This is a genomic window from Pseudomonas cuatrocienegasensis, assembly GCF_900110925.1.
Taxonomy (GTDB): Bacteria; Pseudomonadota; Gammaproteobacteria; order Pseudomonadales; family Pseudomonadaceae; genus Aquipseudomonas; species Aquipseudomonas cuatrocienegasensis.
Window position 1 is genome coordinate 71,214 of sequence record NZ_FOFP01000021.1, and the last position, 16,043, is coordinate 87,256.

General features: G+C 64.8%; 16 protein-coding genes. 8 read left to right on the plus strand and 8 right to left on the minus strand.

The window, feature by feature from the left end; all coding sequences use genetic code 11:
- Positions 1-16: 16 nt before the first annotated feature.
- The 4 genes from BMW49_RS21585 to BMW49_RS21600 all read left to right on the plus strand — a co-directional run bounded on the left by BMW49_RS21585 (position 17) and on the right by BMW49_RS21600 (position 3,665).
- The gene (locus BMW49_RS21585; RefSeq protein WP_069519810.1) at positions 17-772 is read left to right on the plus strand and encodes an SDR family NAD(P)-dependent oxidoreductase; all 756 of its coding nucleotides are present in this window, start codon (positions 17-19) and stop codon (positions 770-772) included.
- A 66-nt stretch (positions 773-838) separates the two neighbouring features.
- Complete coding sequence (locus tag BMW49_RS21590) at positions 839-1,321, plus strand: acyl-CoA thioesterase (protein ID WP_069519811.1); 483 nt, start codon at positions 839-841, stop codon at positions 1,319-1,321.
- Positions 1,322-1,484: 163 nt separating this feature from the next.
- Positions 1,485-3,173: a YbaL family putative K(+) efflux transporter gene (ybaL, locus tag BMW49_RS21595; RefSeq protein WP_069519812.1), complete on the plus strand. Its 1,689-nt coding sequence runs from the start codon at positions 1,485-1,487 to the stop codon at positions 3,171-3,173.
- A 96-nt stretch (positions 3,174-3,269) separates the two neighbouring features.
- Positions 3,270-3,665, plus strand: a complete 396-nt coding sequence (locus BMW49_RS21600) for a DUF3301 domain-containing protein (RefSeq protein WP_069519813.1) — start codon at positions 3,270-3,272, stop codon at positions 3,663-3,665.
- Between the two features lie 67 nt (positions 3,666-3,732).
- Here the strand turns inward: BMW49_RS21600 and BMW49_RS21605 are convergent, their stop codons facing one another.
- Positions 3,733-4,611, minus strand: a complete 879-nt coding sequence (locus BMW49_RS21605) for an alpha/beta fold hydrolase (protein ID WP_069519814.1) — start codon at positions 4,609-4,611, stop codon at positions 3,733-3,735.
- A gap of 242 nt (positions 4,612-4,853) precedes the next feature.
- Positions 4,854-5,825, minus strand: a complete 972-nt coding sequence (locus BMW49_RS21610; protein ID WP_069519815.1) for a CobW family GTP-binding protein — start codon at positions 5,823-5,825, stop codon at positions 4,854-4,856.
- Positions 5,826-5,939: 114 nt separating this feature from the next.
- Between BMW49_RS21610 and BMW49_RS21615 the strand changes: the two genes are divergently transcribed.
- Positions 5,940-6,293 (plus strand): NADH:ubiquinone oxidoreductase, encoded by a 354-nt coding sequence (locus BMW49_RS21615; protein ID WP_069519816.1) that lies wholly within the window; start codon positions 5,940-5,942, stop codon positions 6,291-6,293.
- A 486-nt stretch (positions 6,294-6,779) separates the two neighbouring features.
- Here the strand turns inward: BMW49_RS21615 and BMW49_RS21620 are convergent, their stop codons facing one another.
- Genes BMW49_RS21620 through dksA form a run of 3 tightly spaced genes read right to left on the minus strand, consistent with a single transcriptional unit; the run spans position 6,780 to position 9,094 of the window.
- Complete coding sequence (locus BMW49_RS21620; RefSeq protein ID WP_069519818.1) at positions 6,780-7,433, minus strand: DUF1826 domain-containing protein; 654 nt, start codon at positions 7,431-7,433, stop codon at positions 6,780-6,782.
- A complete protein-coding gene (gene zigA / locus BMW49_RS21625) occupies positions 7,430-8,635 on the minus strand; it encodes a zinc metallochaperone GTPase ZigA (RefSeq protein WP_069519820.1) in 1,206 nt (401 codons plus the stop codon). The genes BMW49_RS21620 and zigA overlap by 4 nt, the downstream gene beginning before the upstream one ends.
- A gap of 39 nt (positions 8,636-8,674) precedes the next feature.
- Entirely contained in the window at positions 8,675-9,094 is a 420-nt protein-coding gene (gene dksA / locus BMW49_RS21630; protein WP_371850880.1) for an RNA polymerase-binding protein DksA, read from the minus strand.
- Between the two features lie 77 nt (positions 9,095-9,171).
- Between dksA and folE2 the strand changes: the two genes are divergently transcribed.
- Complete coding sequence (gene folE2 / locus BMW49_RS21635) at positions 9,172-10,068, plus strand: GTP cyclohydrolase FolE2 (RefSeq protein ID WP_069519822.1); 897 nt, start codon at positions 9,172-9,174, stop codon at positions 10,066-10,068.
- A 74-nt stretch (positions 10,069-10,142) separates the two neighbouring features.
- Here the strand turns inward: folE2 and BMW49_RS21640 are convergent, their stop codons facing one another.
- Together BMW49_RS21640 and BMW49_RS21645 are read right to left on the minus strand one after the other, a co-directional pair.
- Positions 10,143-12,071, minus strand: a complete 1,929-nt coding sequence (locus BMW49_RS21640) for a DUF2207 domain-containing protein (RefSeq protein ID WP_069519823.1) — start codon at positions 12,069-12,071, stop codon at positions 10,143-10,145.
- 1 nt (position 12,072) lies between these two features.
- A complete protein-coding gene (locus tag BMW49_RS21645; RefSeq protein WP_069519824.1) occupies positions 12,073-12,639 on the minus strand; it encodes a LemA family protein in 567 nt (188 codons plus the stop codon).
- A 165-nt stretch (positions 12,640-12,804) separates the two neighbouring features.
- Here BMW49_RS21645 and BMW49_RS21650 point away from each other — a divergent pair, with 165 nt between their 5' ends.
- Together BMW49_RS21650 and BMW49_RS21655 are read left to right on the plus strand one after the other, a co-directional pair.
- Positions 12,805-14,718: a DUF294 nucleotidyltransferase-like domain-containing protein gene (locus BMW49_RS21650; RefSeq protein ID WP_069519826.1), complete on the plus strand. Its 1,914-nt coding sequence runs from the start codon at positions 12,805-12,807 to the stop codon at positions 14,716-14,718.
- A complete protein-coding gene (locus BMW49_RS21655; RefSeq protein ID WP_069519827.1) occupies positions 14,715-15,431 on the plus strand; it encodes a 3'-5' exonuclease in 717 nt (238 codons plus the stop codon). The genes BMW49_RS21650 and BMW49_RS21655 overlap by 4 nt, the downstream gene beginning before the upstream one ends.
- A 263-nt stretch (positions 15,432-15,694) precedes the next feature.
- On the opposite strand, the gene BMW49_RS21660 is transcribed toward BMW49_RS21655, so the two are convergent.
- On the minus strand, positions 15,695-16,043 hold a 349-nt coding region (locus tag BMW49_RS21660; RefSeq protein WP_139205711.1), incomplete at its 5' end, for an integrase core domain-containing protein.

Sequence of the window (16,043 nt, forward strand, 5' to 3'; positions counted from 1 at the left end):
TTTACGGAGATGTGTCATGCAACCTGTCGTATTGATCACCGGTGCCGCCGGCGGTGTCGGCCGCGCCCTGGCGCAACGTTTCCACCAGGGCAACTGGCGGGTGGCAGTAACCGACTGCAACGCCGCCGGGCTGATCGCGCTCGGCCAAGAGCTGCCCCTGGCCGCCTCGATCAGCGCCGACCTGGGCAGCGCCAATGCCTGCCGGGATGTGGTAGACCAAGTGGTCGCCGGTTGTGGCCGCCTGGATGCCTTGGTCAACGCCGCCGGCATCTGGCGCGAAGGGCCGGTGGAAAGCTTCAGCGAGGCCGACTATGACCTGCTGATGGCGGTCAACCTCAAGGCCCCGTTCTTTATGTGCTCGGCGGCCATTCCCCACCTCAAGGAGAGCCGCGGCTGCATCGTCAATATCTCCAGCGACGCGGGGCACCAGGGCAATCAGAACGCCGCGGCCTACTGCGCCAGCAAGGGCGGCCTGACCCTGCTCAGCAAAACCCTGGCGCTGGATCTGGCCCCCTTCGGCGTGCGCTGCAACACGGTTTCGCCCGGCGATATCGACACCCCGATGCTGGCCTTCCAGGCCGAGCGCTTTGGTAACGGCGACCCCGTCGGCTATTACCGCAGCCTGCTGAGCAAATACCCCCAGGGCGAGCGGGCGCGCTTTATCCAGCCGGCGGAAGTGGCTGAACTGGTGTACTTCCTCTGCCAGCCAGGTGCGGCCGCCATCACCGGAGCTGACATGGCCATCGACATGGGCTTGTCGGCGGGGATCTGAGGTGTCTGATAGGCTGTGGCGAACGTCCACTGCCTATCCCCCCGAAGCCCAAAGTCTGGAGCCTGCATGGAACCCGGAAACGCCCAACTGACGATGACCGTGTTGATGACCCCGGATATGGCCAACTTTGCCGGCAACGTCCACGGTGGCACCCTGCTCAAGTACCTGGATGAAGTGGCCTACGCCTGCGCCAGCCGCTATGCCGGCAGTTACGTGGTGACCCTGTCGGTGGACCAGGTGATCTTCCGCGAGCCGATCCATGTCGGTGAACTGGTGACCTTTCTCGCTTCGGTCAACTACACCGGCCGCACCTCCATGGAGATCGGCATCAAGGTGGTCACCGAGAACATCCGCGAGCGTTCGGTGCGTCATACCAATAGCTGCTTCTTCACCATGGTGGCAGTGGATGAGGCGCGCAAGCCCATCCCCATTCCGCCGCGCCAGCCGCAAACTGCCGACGAGCGCCGCCGCTTTGTTCAGGGTGAGCAACGCCGCGGCATTCGCCAGGAGCTTGACGCCCGTTACCGCGCCTTGAAAACCGATGGCTGAGTGCTGAACACATACTGCTTAAATATTTTTTGGTTATAAGAAAGCCGACCATGTAAACTCCCAGGTCTATTTGGCCGCAGCAGGCGATGCCCTGCCGCCGCACCGGCTGCCTCCCCTCCAGCCGCGTGCGGCTCCGGCCGTCGTCTGCAAATCGGGAGCCGCCATGCCGCACCACACACCCCTGATCGCCACCATTGCCGCCGGCTTCGTGCTGGCCTACATCTTTGGCAGCCTGGCCCATCGCCTGCGCCTGTCGCCCCTGGTCGGCTACCTGCTGGCCGGGGTTATCGTCGGCCCGTTCACGCCTGGCTTCGTCGCCGACAAGGAGCTGTCCCACGAGATTTCCGAAATCGGCGTGATCCTGCTGATGTTCGGCGTGGGCCTGCACTTCTCGCTGAAAGACCTGATGTCGGTAAAGCACATCGCCATTCCCGGCGCACTGGTGCAGATCACCGTCGCCACCCTGCTCGGCATGGGCCTGGCCTGGGCGATTGGCTGGGGTTGGGGCGCTGGCCTGGTGTTCGGCCTGGCATTGTCGGTGGCCAGCACCGTGGTACTTTTGCGCGCGCTGGAGGAGCGCCAGTTGCTCGACAGCCGGCGCGGCAAGATCGCCGTGGGCTGGCTGATCGTCGAAGACCTGGTGATGGTCGTGGCCCTGGTCCTGCTGCCAGCGCTGTCCGGAGTCCTCGGCGGCCTGCCGCTGGGCATGGCCGCGGACAGCAGCGTTGGCCTGCAGTTGGCGTTGACCCTCGGTAAGGTCATGGCCTTCGTCGCGCTAATGGTCGTGGTCGGTCGCCGGGTCATTCCCTGGTTGCTCGAACGCAGCGCCGGCACCGGCTCGCGTGAGCTGTTCACCCTGGCCGTGCTGGCCATTGCCATGGGCATTGCCTACGGCTCGGCCAAGCTGTTCGGCGTGTCTTTCGCCCTCGGCGCCTTCTTCGCCGGCATGATCCTCAACGAGTCGAAGTACAGCCACCGCGCAGCGGAAGATTCGCTGCCGCTGCGCGACGCTTTCGCCGTGCTGTTTTTCGTCTCCGTGGGCATGCTGTTCAACCCGGCAATTCTGGTGCAGCAGCCCTTGCTGGTGCTGGGCACGGTGCTGGTTATCGTGGTCGGTAAATCCCTCGCGGCGATGTTGATCGTGCTGGCCTTCCGCAAGCCACTGAGCACCGCCCTGACCATTTCGGTCAGCCTGGCGCAGATCGGCGAATTCAGTTTTATCCTCGTCGGCCTGGGCGTCAGCCTGGAGCTGCTGCCACCTGCCGGGCGCGACCTGGTACTGGCCGGTGCAATCCTGTCGATCCTGCTCAACCCTCTGCTGTTCCTGCTGATCGACCGTTTGCAGCCCTGGCTCGACCGCCGCGAAGACACGGTTCCGGTGGACGGCAGCAGCCGCGCCGAAAGCGAAGACAACGACCGCCATCCGATCAGCGAAACCGGCCATGCCATCATCATCGGCCATGGCCGGGTCGGCAGTCGCATCAGCCGGCGCCTGCGTGCCGAGGGCATACCGCTGGTGATCATCGACGACAACCGCAGCAACGCTCAGGACCTGCGCGAGGAGGGTTACAGCGTGGTGCTCGGCAACGCGGCCAGTACCCACGTCTTGCAATTGGCCAACGTGGCCCAGGCGCGCTGGCTGATGATCGCCATCCCCAATTGCCTGGAAGCCGGGCAGATCGCCAAACACGGCCGCGAGGCCAATGCCGCGCTGGACATCATCGCTCGCGCGCATTTCGACGACGATGTCGACTACCTCAAGGCCCACGACGCCGACCTGGTGGTGATGGGCGAACGGGAAATCGCCCGGGTGATGTTCGCCCGCCTGGGCATGGCCAGCGAGAAAGCCTGAGCCACCCGGCGGCGCATCGGATAGGTACGGGCGGTGGGCGTTTTTTCCGCAGTGCTCAGGTAAGCTGGAGCGTCTCTTTCGCCCGGCGTGCCCCTGATGCTGACCCTTGGCAACCTGTTCGTCCTGATGCTGCTGGCTACCGCCGGCGCCTGGCTGTGGCACGCCCACGGCCTGCGCGAGCAGGCGCTGAAACTGGTACAGCAGCATTGCAAACGCGCCGATGTCGAACTGCTCGACGGCGCCGTCGCCCTGCGCCGCCTGGCCCTGCTGCCCGACGCCCGCGGGCGCAAGCGCCTGGCGCGGGTCTATGGCTTCGAGTTCACGGTAACCGGCGAGCAGCGCCACGACGGCATCATCATCATGTTCGGCCGCCACCTGGGGCGTATCGAGCTGGCCCCGCACCCGGTGCAGGAGCCACAGCCCGAACCCGTCGCTGTGCAGCATGACGCCAAGGTGATCCAGCTCGACGACTGGCGGCGCAAGGCCGAGTAAGACAGCCGAGTAGCCTGGGTCGAGCTTGGCGACACCCGGGTATCGCTGCGCTCAACCCAGGCTACTGTCAGGATTGCGGCAACAGAAACTCGGCCACCCGCTGCGCACTGTCCTGTGGATATTCCTGCATAAAACAATGCCCACCCGGCACCACCTGCGCGCGCACATGCGGGTTGCCGGCGCACCAGCGTGCCACGGAGCGGGCGACGAAGGGGTAGCTGTGCTGGCCGTAGAGCACCAGGCTCGGCGTCGTGACCTTGGCCAGCGACGGCCACAAACGGCGTGGGTAGGAACTGAAAATATCGGCCTCGCGGCTCGGCCGGCAACGCAGCTCGACACCGGCGTCGCTGTCTTTCAACGCATGTTCGATATAGGCGTCGAAGGCTTCGTCCGTCCAGCCACGAAACATCCCGCGGCCATACAGCGCCTTATGCGCCGCGGCGCGGTCCGGCCAGTTGCTGCGGCGCTTGAGCGCTCTGCTCGCCAGGGTGGTACGCCGGCTCAGGCCGACGACATCGGACAGCGCCATCACCCCGATCATCGCCGGGCCGAACAGCACCGGATCGAGCAACACCGCGCGACCGAACAGAGTCGGGCGCTGCGCCAGCATCAGGCTGGTGAGCACCCCGCCAAAGCTGTGCCCCAGGGCAAACAGCGGCGCATCGGTAAACCGCTCGCGGCCAGCATCGAAGGCCTCCAGGGCCAGTTCGGCGCTGCGGTTCCAACCGTGAAAACGACCGCCGTGGTCACTCTCGCCGTGCCCCTGCACATCGCACAACCAGAGGTCGAACGCCTCGGCCAGCTCGCGCAGCATCGGCGTATACACCCGGCCGCAATAGCCATTGCCGTGCAGCATATGCAGCACCGGCTTGCCGGACGGAGGCGAATACCAACCGCGCAGGGTGAAGCCGGCGGAACAGGCGTGGGACCAGGGAAGCAACTGCATAGGCGGTGACCAGTGAACAAACGGCGCTGCAGCTTAGCAGGCCGGCATCGACTCGCCAGCCGCATTCGCGTCAATCGATAGGACTCGCCGTCGCCAGGTAGGGTGCGCTGTGCGTACCAGGGTCAGATGCAGATTCCCGGTGCGCGCGGCGCACCCTACAGCCCGCTGCCTTCCTTGATAAATGCAGGCAGTCATCCAAGAGCATTTGTGGCAACGCGGCGTGCCGGCCTCGCCTAGGGCTTTCAACGACCTGCTACCCGGCAGGCCGTCATGCTGGCAACCAGAGCAGTCTGATCCTGTGCTTCGGCAAAAATCAGCTCCAGCCGCGAATCCTTGCGCCACTCACTGGGCTGCCACTGCAATGCCTGGCCATTCAGGGCATTGGCCGAGCGCCAACCGATGTTGCTGTGCAGCACCAGCTTGGCGCGGCGCCAGGGCAGGCTGGCAAGCCAGTGCTCGATACGCGGCAACGCGAACTGCTGGCTGGGGTGCCAGCGCCAGCCGATACTCCAGCCTTCGGCCTGCTGCTGCACCTGGCAGATCGGCTCGGCCGGGTTACGCCACAGGTGGGGCAAGGGCGCGGCGGCCTTGGGCAGGTTATCCAGGGTGCCGCCGCTGTCGCCCTGGGCGCTGAAACCGGGCAGCGCCACCAAGGGCAATGCCCCCTGGCTGGCCCAGTACATCGGTCGCGCGGGCAGTTGCGCCAGGATGCGTGCCTTGGCCGCAGCGTCCAGCCCTTCGGCCTTGTTCAGCAGCACCAGCCCGGCGTGCTCCAGTGTCGCTTGCTGGCTCTGCGCCAGGGCTTCGCCACGGGCTACCGCCTGGGCATCCAACACCAGCAGCGGCGCCTGCACCGCCAGCACGCCGGCCCAGGGCGCTTCGCCCAGTTGCGCCAGCAGTTGCAGCGGATGGCCGAGGCCGGACGGCTCGATCAGCAGACGATGGGGCTTGGCCTGGCGCAACAGGCGGCTCAGGCCGACCTGAAACGGCACACCGTTGACGCAACACAGGCAGCCACCGGCCACTTCACCCAAGGCCACGCCATCGTCGTGCGTAGTCAGCAGCGCGGCGTCCAGGCCGACCCGGCCGAACTCGTTGATCAGCACCGCCCAGCGCTCATGGGCCGGCCGTTGCGCCAGGAGGTGGCGGATCAGGCTGGTCTTGCCGGCGCCCAACGGCCCGGCAATCAGGTGAGTCGGAATATTCTTCAACATAAGCCTATGGTGCGGGTTTGCCGGCTGAGAGAGAAGCCGCTGACGCTGGAAAAGCTGCGTGCTAGAGTCGTCGACCTGTTTGATGCCACTGCCTGTTGATCGAGGTTTGTCACGATGCGCGCCGTTCTGCTGTTGGGGATGTTCCTGTTGTCCGGGCTGGCCTGGGGCGAAGCCTGCGTGGTGCGCAGCCAGGCCGAGCGACTGGATGTGAAGGTCTGCCAACAGAACCGCAGCATCCCACCGAACCTGTTTCGCAGCGGCTTTTGCCAGCCGCAGCTCAAGGGCCAGACCGTCGCCGTGGAGTTCGTCGAGCAATGCCCAATCGGCGCCTACGGCGTGTGCCGCAACGCCCGCGTCGGCGGCACGCCCTACCAGCAGGATGTGCATTACTACGGCGTCGCCAGCGACGCGACCTACCTCAAGGCCTACTGCGAGCAGCAAAGCAAAGGCGTGTGGATGGCGCGCTAATAGGCGAACGCTTCGCGCCGGGGCGGCGCTCCTACAAGACAGTAGCCTTGCCACAATCCCGTGGGAGTCGCGCCCCGCGACGAATAGAAGCCATCGCACAATCCCACAGACAGCCAACCGCTTCGCGCCGGGGCGGCGCTCCTACAAAGCAGTGGCCTTGCCACAATCCCGTAGGAGTCGCGCCCCGCGACGAATAGACGCCATCGCACAATCCACACACACCCAACCGCTTCGCGCCGGGGCGGCGCTCCTACAAGGCAGTGGCCTTGCCACAATCCCGTGGGAGTCGCGTCCCGCAACGAATAGAAGCCATCGCACAATCCACAGACAGCCAACCGCTTCGCGCCGGGGCGGCGCTCCTACAAGGCAGTGGCCTTGCCACAATCCCGTAGGAGTCGCGCCCCGCGACGAATAGAAGCCATCGCACAATCCCACAGGCACCCAACCGCTTCGCGCCGGGGCGGCGCTCCTACAGGCTGTGATTCACTACCCCAACCAATCCAGCGTCAGCAGCAAACGCTGCTCACCCGCAGGCGGTTGCGGCGAGCGGTGGATCAGCCCGTGCCCTTCGTTACCCACCCACTTTTCCCCCTTGGCGAGCAGCACGTCACCGGCTTGCGCCTGGTGGATCCGCGTCGCGTCCTGGGGTTCGGCGGCAGGGTCGCCTAGGCGCTGGCGGGGGATCACGCCCTCATCCAGCCATTGGCTGCCGATGCCGGCGTAACTGGTGATCAGCCGCAGCGGCACATGGTCGACGTGAAAGCGCGGGCACATGGCTTTGTCCAGCACGCGCAGACGCAGGCCGATGCGCCGCGCATCGACCAGGTAGACAAAGGCGCTCACCAGCCAGGCGACATCCGCCAGAAACGCAGCCTGGCCGGGTAGGTCGCTGTACTGGTCGACCAGGCCGTGCAGCTTCGGCGGCTCTTCCGGGTTGGCCAACTCCAGCACTACGGAGGCCGCCAGGGGATCGCCCTGGGCCAGCAGGGCGTGGCAGAAATCGCTGATCTGCACCGGCAGTTGCCGCTGCCAACAGGCCAGGTTGACGTCGTCGCGCAGTACCTCGCCGAGCACGTCGATCTGCGCACTGCACAGCTGCCGCGCCGGCGCGCGCAGTTTTATGGCGTGGGCCAGGCTCATGCAGACTCCTCGGTCCAGGCGCCGAACGGGTCGGGCAGCATCCGCCAGCCTTCGACGCCCAGGGCCATTTCCGCGTCGTCGAGCAGGCAGGCATCCAGCTCGCCGGTCAGGCGGGAAAAATCGATGTTCTGGCCGATAAACACCAGCTCCTGACGGCAATCGCCGGTCTGCGCCTGCCAGTGTTTCATGATCGTCTGCAGCCCCTCTTCGTCCTGCGGCCACTGGCTTTTCGGCACAAAACGCCACCAGCGCCCGGCAAAGCCATGGCGCATCAGCCCGCCGGCCTGGGACCAACTGCCGGCTTCCTGGTACTTGCTGGCCAGCCAGAAGAAACCCTTGGAGCGCAGCAGGCGGCCGTTGCTCCATTCACGGTTGAGGAAGGCAAAGAAGCGCTCAGGGTGAAACGGCCGACGCGCGCGGTAGGCGCTGGAGGCAATGCCGTACTCCTCGGTTTCCGGAATGTGCTCGCCGCGCAGCTCCTTGAGCCAGCCGGGCGCCTGGGCCGCGCGCTCGAAGTCGAAACGCCCGGTATTGAGGATTTTTTCCAGCGGCACTGCACCCATGGCCATCGGCACGATCTCGGCGTGGGTATTGAGGCCACGCAGGATGGCACTCAGCTCCTCGCGCTCGGCGCTGCTGATCAGGTCGATCTTGCTGATCAGCAGCACGTCGGCGAACTCGACCTGCTCGATCAGCAGGTCGGTGATCGAGCGCTCGTCGCCCTCGCCCAGGGTTTCGCCACGGCTGGCCAGGCTTTCAGCCTCGTGAAAGTCACGCAGGAAGTTGACCCCATCGACCACGGTCACCAGGGTGTCCAGGCGTGCCTTGTCGGCCAAACTCTGGCCCTGCTCGTCGCGGAAGGTGAAAGTCTCGGCCACCGGCAGCGGCTCGCTGATGCCGGTCGACTCGATCAGCAGGTAGTCGAAGCGGCCCTCATCGGCCAGGCGGCTGACCTCTTCCAGCAGGTCTTCGCGCAAGGTGCAGCAGATGCAGCCGTTGCTCATTTCCACGAGCTTTTCTTCGGCGCGGTTGAGGGTGACATCACGCTGAACTTCGCTGCCATCGATATTGATTTCGCTCATATCGTTGACGATTACCGCCACTTTCAAGCCTTGGCGGTTCTTCAGGATGGCGTTGAGCAGCGTGCTTTTACCGGCGCCGAGAAAGCCGGACAGCACGGTAACGGGAAGGCGGGTGGGCATGGCGAGTCCCTCAGGGTTCACGGTTATTGAAGGGCGGGTTCAGACGACCCGCTTCTGATGTCTTTCGCGCAGCTCCTGGCGCTCTTTGGCTTCGATGCACAGGTCGGCGGTGGGTCGCAGGAGCAGGCGTTGCAGGCCAATCGGTTCGCCGGTTTCACGGCACCAGCCGTACTCACCGCGGGCAAGGCGAGTGAGTGCTTCGTCGATCTTGTCGAGCAGCTTCTTTTCCCGCTCCAGCAGGCGCAGTTGCCATTGGCGCTGCTCTTCGGCGGCGCCAATATCGGCCGGGTCGCTGCCGACCTCCTGCTCACGCAGGCCGGCGAATTCCTCGGCGATGCGCGCATGCAGCTCGCTGCGTTGCACCAGCAGACGCTCGCGGAAAAACGCCTGCTGGGCCTCGTTCATGTAGTCGTCGGCGGGCTGGGCAAGCAGCTGCGCGTCATTCAGGGGTGTGGACATGGCGATGGATTCGCTGGCAAGGTGATTTAATTGTTATAACATAACATTAATCACGCAAACCAACCTCTGGAATTCCGATGAACGCTCTGACCCTGCCAGACATCGCCGCCCAGGCCACCCACCACGCCCAAGCCCTGACTTGGGTGGGCATGGCCGATATCGCCCTGCCGCTGCACCTGGCCGAGCAACGCATCGCCGGGCGCGCCGATGCCGGCGTCAGCCTGGATGACGGCGAAGCGCGGGGTATTCATATGTCGCGCCTGTACCTGGCGCTGCACGCCTTCGAGCAGCAGCCCGTGACCCCGGCACTGCTGCAGCAGGTGCTGGGGCATTTCCTCGACAGCCACCTGCAGCTGTCCAACAGCGCTTATCTGACCCTACGCGGCGAGGTGCTGCTCAACCGACCGGCGCTGGTCAGCCCGCTCAGTGGTTGGAAGAGTTACCCGCTGGAAATCCGCGCACGCCAGGATACAAGGGGGTTTCACGTGGAACTGCAGGTCAGCGTCGGCTATTCCTCGACCTGCCCCTGCTCTGCCGCCCTGGCCCGCCGGTTGATCCAGCAGCGCTTTAGCGCCGACTTCGCCGACCAGCCGCTGGACCACGCCGATGTACTCGCCTGGCTCGGCTCTACCCAAGGCATCCTCGCCACCCCACACAGCCAGCGCAGCACCGCGACCCTGCAGGTGCGCCTCGACGCCAGCGCCGCCGAGCTGCCATTGCTGACGTTGATTGATGATGCCGAGCGCGCCCTGGGTACCGCATTGCAAACCGCGGTCAAGCGCGCCGACGAACAGGCCTTCGCCCTGGCCAACGGGCAGAACCTGATGTTCTGCGAAGACGCCGCCCGGCGCCTGCATCGCTGCCTGGCGGCGCTGCCACTGGTAGCGGGTTTTCACCTGCGGGTGGTGCACGCCGAAAGCCTGCATGCCCACGATGCCGTGGCTGAAAGCCAGCAGCATTGGCAGCCATCATGACGCGCCGCATCAGGCTTCCGCTCGGGGACACAGGCTCTGCATCTAGCGAAGACCAGGCGGCATGACCGGGCCTATCACCAGCCGCCTCCGCCCCCGCCGCCACCACCGCCACCTGAAGACCCACCCCCGGAAGAGCCGCCTCCACCTGATGAACTGCTCGCAGGTGCTGACGCAGCCAGCGCCGTGGCACTGCTGAGGCCAGCCGCCAACGCGCTGCTCATGGCCACCGGCGAGCTGAACGTGCTGCGGCTGTGATACCAGTCGGGTTGATAGTCACGCTGCGCCGGGTCGATCAAACCCTTGGCCAGCGCTTCACTGAAGCGCGCACTCCACTTGTCTTCCACACCCAAGGCCATGGCGTAGGGCAAATGCTGCTCATACAGCGCGATACTCATTGCTGGAGCATCACCGGCCAGGGCCAGCACATCGCTTTCCGCCAGTTGCAGGTAGTCGCGGTAGCCTTCCAGGTGGTCAAGCAGTTGCCGCCCAAGCGGCGTAGGTGCCGGCAGCAGCATATAGAACACCACCACCACGGCCGCGTAGGCGCCCAGCACCAGCACGTTCAGTAGGGGCAAAGCATCAACCAGCATCCACACCCCCACTGGCACCGGCACGAAAAACATCAAGCCGAAAAAACCCAGGACGATGCGACGGCCCCAGCCCGGCCCCCGCCACGCGAGGCAAAGCACCCACAGTGCTGGCCCGGCAAAGACCAGTGAAAAGACCAAACCCGCCAGGCCGGCGCCCATCGCGGTGCTGTTACGCGCGCCAGTCAGCACCATGACCACACAGCCGACAAGGACCAACACCAGCCCCCACGCCCAGAGCCCCCGGTTGTTACTGAACCAGGCCTTGCCTTGTGTTTTAAGCTGGGTGGTCAGCCCGGCGACAGCATCGCCCAGGCGCGGCTCGTAATCGCCGCCAATCTCCAGGGCGATACCGGCCTTGTTGGCCGGGAACAAGCGCTTGCGCAGCTCACGATCGGCCTCGCTGAAGTCTTCTCGCTCACCCGTGCCACGGGCCAGGGTAAAGCCGCCACCCTGCGGTTTATCCTCAATGTGCAGGTGCTTGCGGATGGCCATGTCGGTGAGCCACACACTGAACGCCCGTGCATCCTGATACGCGCCGTTAAACCCGCGGTGCCAGAGGTAGCCGGCTTGCACCGCGCTCATGCCTGGCGGGGCGCCGAATAACGCGATGATGATGCTTTTTGCAGGGTCACGACCGACCCGATCCCAGGTGCGCAGATAAAACAGCAGCACGCCGATCAACAGCAGCACGCCAAGCAACAGGCCGACGTTATCGCGCGCCAAGGCGACGCTACGCTCGATAAAACCCGGCCGTGCGACCAACCCGGCTGGCCAGTCCACCGCCACCGTCAGCCCCTGATAGGCTGGCAATGCCTGGGTGGTGGTCAGGCGCAGGTAATCATCGCGCTGCTCCAGCACCTCGTAGCCCTTGTTCTGGCTGCCCCAGCGACCGGTGTAGGCGGCAAACTGGCCGATCCGCGCGCCCGTCGGCAGTTGCACCTCGACCGACGCCTGCTGAATCGGAAACGCCCAACCATTACCCGTCACATTCCAGTACAGCTCATCGGTCGTGGCGTGGTGCAGCAACTGCCGCTCAACCCGATAGCGCAACTCGTAGTCATAGCGCCCCGGTTGCAGCAGTCGCTCGGGTGAACCGAGGTAATAGCGCACCCAGGTGCCATTCTCCTCAACCCGCACCCGTTCCGTCTGGCCGTCACGCAATACGTCGAGCAAGGTAATCGGGCTGCTCTGCTGCAACCCGCTCGGCAAGCTGTAACTGACCGGCAGATCACGGTAGATGCCGCGCTTGATCTGCTTACCCTCGGCCTGCACGGCAATACGCTCCGTGACCAGCAGGCTGCCGTCACGCTGCACCTGCAAGGTGACGGCAAAGTTCTCGATCACCTCAGCGGCCGTTGCCCACAGCGGCAGCAGGCATAAACACAACAGCACTGAACGCAGCACTGACAGCATGTCAAAACTCCATTTTTGGCGGCTGGGCATCACGGGGGTCGTCCAGACTGAAATACTCCGCCTGGGTGAAAGCAAACAACCGCGCAACCAGGTTGCTCGGCACTGACTCAATCAGCACATTCAGTTCGCGCACTGCGCCATTGTAGTAACGCCGAGCCATCTGAATATGCGCCTCGACCTCTGTGATGGTGCGCTGCAGGTCGAGAAACTGGCCGTCGGCCTTGAGCGTCGGGTAATCCTCAATCAGGGCAAACAGCTGGCGCAGCTGCAGGCTCAACTGCGCCTCCACCGGCGCCCGCTCGCCCAGCGGCGAATCAGCCAACTGCACCGCGCGCAGGCGCTCCTGCACCAGCGCCTGTAGCGTGCCCTGCTCGTAATTCATGTACTGGCGCACGCACTCGACCAGCGCAGGAATCAGGCTGGCGCGACGCTTGAGCTGCACATCGATACCGCTCCACGCCTCGGCCACCCGCGCACGGTTGAACACCAGGCGGTTGTAGAAATAAATCGTTAAACCAGTGAGCGCCACCAGCAGCGCCAGCCCTGCCCAGAAACCCGCCCCGTGCATAACCACTCCTTGTCTGAAACTGCTGGATCGCCTGCGCCAGCACTCATCATGGCATAGCCTGGCAGACGCCGATGTGTGGACCGGCACACCCGGTAACGCCAGCAAGGCGGACATTCACCCGGCGATACCCGTATCCTGTACCGCCCGCTCGCGAACGAGGCCACCATGCAGATCGAGTTGATCGAGATCCGCGATCACCTGAACCGCTTCCCGCCCTTCGACGCCCTGCCCGAAGACCGTCTCGATGCCATCGCCAGCCAGGTGCAGGTGGCCTACTTCAAGGCCGGCAGCGACATCCTCCTGTACGGCGCCGACATCCACGAGCTGCACTACGTGCGCAGCGGCGCGGTGGAGATCTATCGGCGCAACGGTGAGCTGTACAACCGCCTGAGCGAGGGCGATATCTTCGGCCAGGCCGGCCTGCTGCGCAGCAACAAGGTGCGCTTCCCGGCGCGGGCCATCGAAGACAGCCTGATCTACTTCATCCCCGCCGCCGTATTCGCCCAGCTCTGCGAGGCCTTCGACAGCTTTGCCGACTTCGTCGAAGCCGAGGGCCAGTCGCGCCTCAAGAGCGCGGTGGACAGCCAGGGCAAGGCGCGCGACCTGATGAAGATCAAGGTGCGCCAGTTGATCGCCCGCGCACCGGTCAGCGTCACCCTCGACACCCCGGTGCGCGAGGCGGCGCGGGTGATGACCGAGCAGAGCGTGTCCTCCCTGGTGATCGTCGACCCCAACGCGCGCTGGCCCAACCCCGAGCAGGTTTCGGTGCTCGACCAGCAGACCCAGGTGATGGTCGGCATCCTCACCGACCGCGACATGCGCACCCGCGTGGTGGCCGAGGGCCTGGGCGCCGATACCCCAGTCAGCCAGGTGATGTCGCCCAACCCGATCACCGTGCAGGCCGACGACTCAGTGTTCGAGGCCATGCTGTGCATGCTGCGCAACAACATCCACCACCTGCCCGTGGTGCAGCGCCGGCGGCCGGTGGGCATGCTCAACCTGTCGGACATCATCCGCTACGAATCACAAAGCAGCCTGCACCTGGTCAACACCCTGTTCAACCAGACCCAGGTCAGCGGCTTGCAGGCACTGCTGCCGGATCTGCGCGCGACCTTCGTGCGCATGGTGCGCGACGAGGCCAGCGCACACATGATTGGCAGCGCCACCGCCGGCCTCGGTCGCGCCTTTACCCAGCGCCTGCTGGAACTGGCCGAGGCCGAGCTCGGCCCGCCACCGGTGCCCTACAGCTTTATGGCCCTGGGCTCCATGGCGCGCGACGAGCAACTGCTGGTCACCGATCAGGACAACGCCCTGGTGCTCGACGACCGCTTCGACCCCGCGGTGCACGATGACTACTTTCTCAAGCTCGCCCGCTTCGTCAGCAAGGGTCTGGCGGCCTGCGGCTATGCCTACTGCAAGGGCGGGATCATGGCCAGCAACCCACAGTGGCGCCAGCCGCTGCGGGTCTGGCAGGGTTATTTTCGCGAGTGGATCGACCGCCCCAACCCGACCACCCTGCTCAATAGCTGCATCTTCTTCGACCTGGACAGCGTCTACGGCGAAAGCGAGCTGGTCGAGCAGCTCAAGGACCTGGTCGCCACCCGCGCCAGCGCCAACCCGGCGTTCCTCGCTGCCATGGCGCGCAATGCCCTGAACCGCACCCCGCCGCTGGGCTTCTTCCGCACCTTCGTGATGGAAACCGACGGCCAGCAGAAGAACATCATCAACCTCAAGGGCCGCGGCACCGCACCGCTCACCGACCTGATCCGCGTGCACGCCCTGGCCTGCGGCAGCAAGGCGCAAAACTCCTTCGAGCGCCTGGACGCCATCGCCGCCACCAAACTGATGCCGCCCGAAGCCATCAGCCAGCTGCGCTACGCCCTGGAATTCCTCTCCCTGGTGCGCATCCGCCACCAGGCCTCAGCGGTTGAGGCCGAGCGCGAGCCGAACAACTACATCGAACCCGAACAGGTCTCGGCCAGCGAACGCTACAACCTCAAGGAAGCCTTCCAGGTGCTCAGCAACGCGCAGAAATTCCTGCGCTTTCGCTATCCACCCCATGCGGTGCGCAACCCATGAAAGGCCAGCGCCAGGATCAGGCGCCCGACTGGCCAGCGCTCTACGCGCAACTTGCCGAACAAAGCCGCGACCCGCGCCTGAAAGCCTTCTACCAGGCGGGCGTGGTGGCCATGGACACGCCCATCGAGGCCGTGCCGCTGCTCGCCCTGGATGTCGAAACCACCGGCCTCGACGCCCGCCAGCACGCCATCATCAGCCTCGGTTTGGTGCCCCTGAGTTTGCAGCGCATCCGCTGCGGCGAGGCGCGCTACTGGGTGGTCAAACCCACCAGCGAACTGAGTGGCGAGTCCGTGCCCTTCCACCGCATCACCCACTCCGACATCCGCCACGCCCCGCGCCTGACCCACATCCTCGACGAGCTGCTGGCAGCCATGCAGGGCCACGTCATGGTGGTGCACTACCGCAACATCGAACGTGGCTTTATCGACCAGGCCGTACGCCAGCAACTCGGCGAAGGCCTGCACTTCCCGGTGATCGACACCATGCAACTGGAAGCCCGCCTGCACCGCACACGCCAACCCGGCTGGCTGGCCAAACTGCTCGGCCGCCAACCCACCTCCATCCGCCTGGCCGACAGCCGCCTGCGCTACAACCTGCCGCTGTACCAGGCGCACCACGCGCTGACTGATGCACTGGCCACGGCAGAGCTGCTGCAGGCACAGGTGGCGACGCACTATGCGCTGGATACGCCGGTGGGGAAGTTGTGGAGTTGAGGCTTGTACTGTTAGCCAGCGATGCCGGCTAATTGTGGGAGGGGTTGGGCGGCACACCGCTTTAGGGCCATGCCACGCTCTGCGTGGGAACCCCGCTTGGGCGCTCTGCGTCCGTTGTAGCGAGACGCAGAGCGTCTCTGGCTGCATGCCCACGCGGAGCGTGGGAACGATCAAAACGGTACATCGCCTCGTCGGAGATCAACCCGACGAGGAAACGCTGACCCCATTGATTCTCTTGCGTGCAAACAGGTCGCATGTAGTGGTCAACTAATCCCGGACACCTCGATAGGTCGTTCCGACGCCATCGTTTGTTCGTAAACGGTCGGTGGCAGATATCCCAGTTTCGAATGCAGTCGCTCGTTATTGTAAAACCCAGCGATATATTCAGTGATGTCGCGTGTCGCTTCGGCATGGTTGGCATAATCGCGCCGCCATACCCGCTCCATTTTCAAGCTCAGGAAGAAGCGCTCCATCACTGAGTTATCCCAGCAGTTACCTTTACGACTCATGCTCTGCTGCATATCGTTTCTGGCCAACAGTGCTCTATAGCTCGCGCTGGCGTATTGGCTGCCGCGATCCGAGTGAGCGATCAGACCCGGTGGCGGTTGGCGC